At 60.9% G+C, this 2,021-nt stretch carries 3 protein-coding genes and 1 pseudogene; all 4 read left to right on the top strand.

The window, feature by feature from the left end; translation table 11 throughout:
- Window positions 1-199 (top strand): annotated as a pseudogene (locus EN750_RS31695) (50S ribosomal protein L1); the annotation flags it as partial.
- Between the two features lie 395 nt (window positions 200-594).
- The gene (gene rplJ, locus EN750_RS31690; RefSeq protein WP_013531412.1) at window positions 595-1,113 is read left to right on the top strand and encodes a 50S ribosomal protein L10; all 519 of its coding nucleotides are present in this window, start codon (window positions 595-597) and stop codon (window positions 1,111-1,113) included.
- A 54-nt stretch (window positions 1,114-1,167) separates the two neighbouring features.
- Window positions 1,168-1,545, top strand: coding sequence for a 50S ribosomal protein L7/L12 (gene rplL / locus EN750_RS31685; RefSeq protein ID WP_023762907.1), 378 nt, complete (start codon window positions 1,168-1,170; stop codon window positions 1,543-1,545).
- A gap of 251 nt (window positions 1,546-1,796) precedes the next feature.
- Window positions 1,797-2,021 (top strand): hypothetical protein (locus EN750_RS31680; RefSeq protein WP_145968102.1); only part of this gene is annotated, 225 nt, incomplete at its 3' end.

Genomic DNA, 2,021 nt, shown 5'->3' with positions numbered 1-2,021 from the left:
GGCTGGCATCGTCCATGCCGGCGTCGGCAAGGTCTCGTTCGACGTCAAGGCCCTGGAAGAGAACATCCGCGCCTTCGCCGATGTGGTGACCAAGGCAAAGCCGACTGGCGCCAAGGGCAACTACGTCAAGAAGGTGTCGGTCACCTCGACGATGGGCCCGGGCCTCAAGCTCGACGTCGCGACGCTCAACGCGTCCTGATAAGTTTTGATCGAGATCGGCCGGTAAACGGCTGATCTGCAAAGAATTCCGGGCCTCCGACCTAGTTGGCGGCCCGGTACCGGAAGCCGAGAGGTTTCCGGACATCCTGTCCGAGATTGCAGGCGGCCCAGAAGCCTTAATTCGATTTGGGCCTGCATGAGACGGGTGAAGACCGGACAACGGAGCGATTGCTCCAATGAAAGGTTCGAACCGTGTTTGCCTTTTGTCTGCGCATCGCCGGCTTGACCGTCGATGTGGCGAAAGGGGGCAGGATCCTCGAGCGTCGTTCGGGAGATCCGTTACTGGATGGCCCGGCCGACAAAAGGCAACCCGACGCCTGTCCTCGTCAATGGGATGTTCCCGTTAACAGGATTGGGGTCAACTGGAGATAGGCAGTGGACAGAGCGGAAAAACGCGAACTCGTCACGGGCCTGAACGGTGCGTTCTCGAACGCAGGTTCAGTGGTCGTGGCCCACTACGCCGGTATCACCGTCGCGCAAATGAACGACCTTCGGTCGAAAATGCGCGCCGCCGGTGGCACCGTCAAAGTCGCGAAGAACCGTCTCGCCAAAATCGCTCTTCAGGGCACGGACTCCGCATCGATCATCGAGCTGTTCAAGGGACAGACGCTGATTGCTTATTCGGAGGATCCGATTGCGGCGCCGAAGGTCGCGTCCGATTTCGCCAAGGGAAATGACAAGCTCGTCATTCTCGGCGGCGCAATGGGCACCACCTCGCTCAATGCCGACGGTGTGAAGGCACTCGCCACACTTCCGTCGCTCGATGAGCTGCGCGCCAGGCTGGTTGGCATGATCGCCACGCCGGCAACCCGGATCGCCCAGATCGTCAATGCGCCAGCGGCCTCGGTCGCGCGCGTCATCGGCGCTTACGCCCGGAAGGACGAGGCGGCATGAGGCCGTTCCTCGCTATCACAAACACACGTTCGAACCTTATGAAGGAACACAACAATGGCTGATCTCGCAAAGATCGTAGACGACCTTTCGAAGCTGACCGTCCTCGAGGCGGCCGAGCTGTCGAAGCTTCTGGAAGAAAAGTGGGGCGTTTCCGCCGCTGCTCCGGTGGCTGTTGCCGCCGCTGGCGGTGGTGCGGCCGCTGCTGCTCCGGTCGAGGAAAAGACGGAATTCGACGTCGTTCTCACCGAGGCAGGCGCTCAGAAGATCAACGTCATCAAGGAAGTCCGCGCCATCACCGGTCTTGGCCTCAAGGAAGCCAAGGATCTGGTCGAAGCGGCTCCGAAGCCGGTCAAGGAAGGCGTTTCCAAGGCCGACGCTGACAAGTTCAAGGCCCAGCTGGAAGCAGCCGGCGCCAAGGTCGACCTGAAGTAATCGTGAAAGCGGCGGGCGGCCTCGCGCCGTCCGCCACTCCCTTCGCCCGGAGGGAGCACGCGTAACGCGAGATCTACGAGAACCTCTTTCCTGAGGGCCGAAAATCGGCCTTCAGGAAACGGGTTTTCTCCCGTTCTAGCCGGCCGCCGACAGGCGCCGGGAAAACAGACAAAGGGTTGCCGCCAAGGTGGCCCAGAATGCAAGGCGAGCCGCGGCGAGGCTCGTCCCGAGTTTAGAGCTAAGGAGCGACGATGGCCCAGACCCAGACTTTCAATGGCCGCAGACGCGTACGCAAGTTCTTCGGAAAGATCCCGGAAGTTGCGGAGATGCCGAACCTCATCGAGGTTCAGAAGGCATCCTATGATCAATTCCTGATGGTGGCGGAGCCCAAGGGCGGGCGTCCGGACGAGGGACTGCAGGCTGTTTTCAAGTCGGTTTTCCCGATCTCCGATTTTTCCGGCTCCTCGATGCTGGAG

The sequence above is a fragment of the Mesorhizobium sp. M7A.F.Ca.ET.027.03.2.1 genome, from assembly GCF_003999175.1.
Classification (GTDB): domain Bacteria; phylum Pseudomonadota; class Alphaproteobacteria; order Rhizobiales; family Rhizobiaceae; genus Mesorhizobium.
Note: the sequence above shows the minus strand (reverse complement) of the source record. Positions and strands in the feature narration are given on the sequence as shown.

Coding starts and splice junctions, on each gene's coding strand:
- rplL (WP_023762907.1), top strand. CDS start 1,168: ATGGCTGATCTCGCAAAGATCGTAGACGACCTTTCGAAGCTGACCGTC.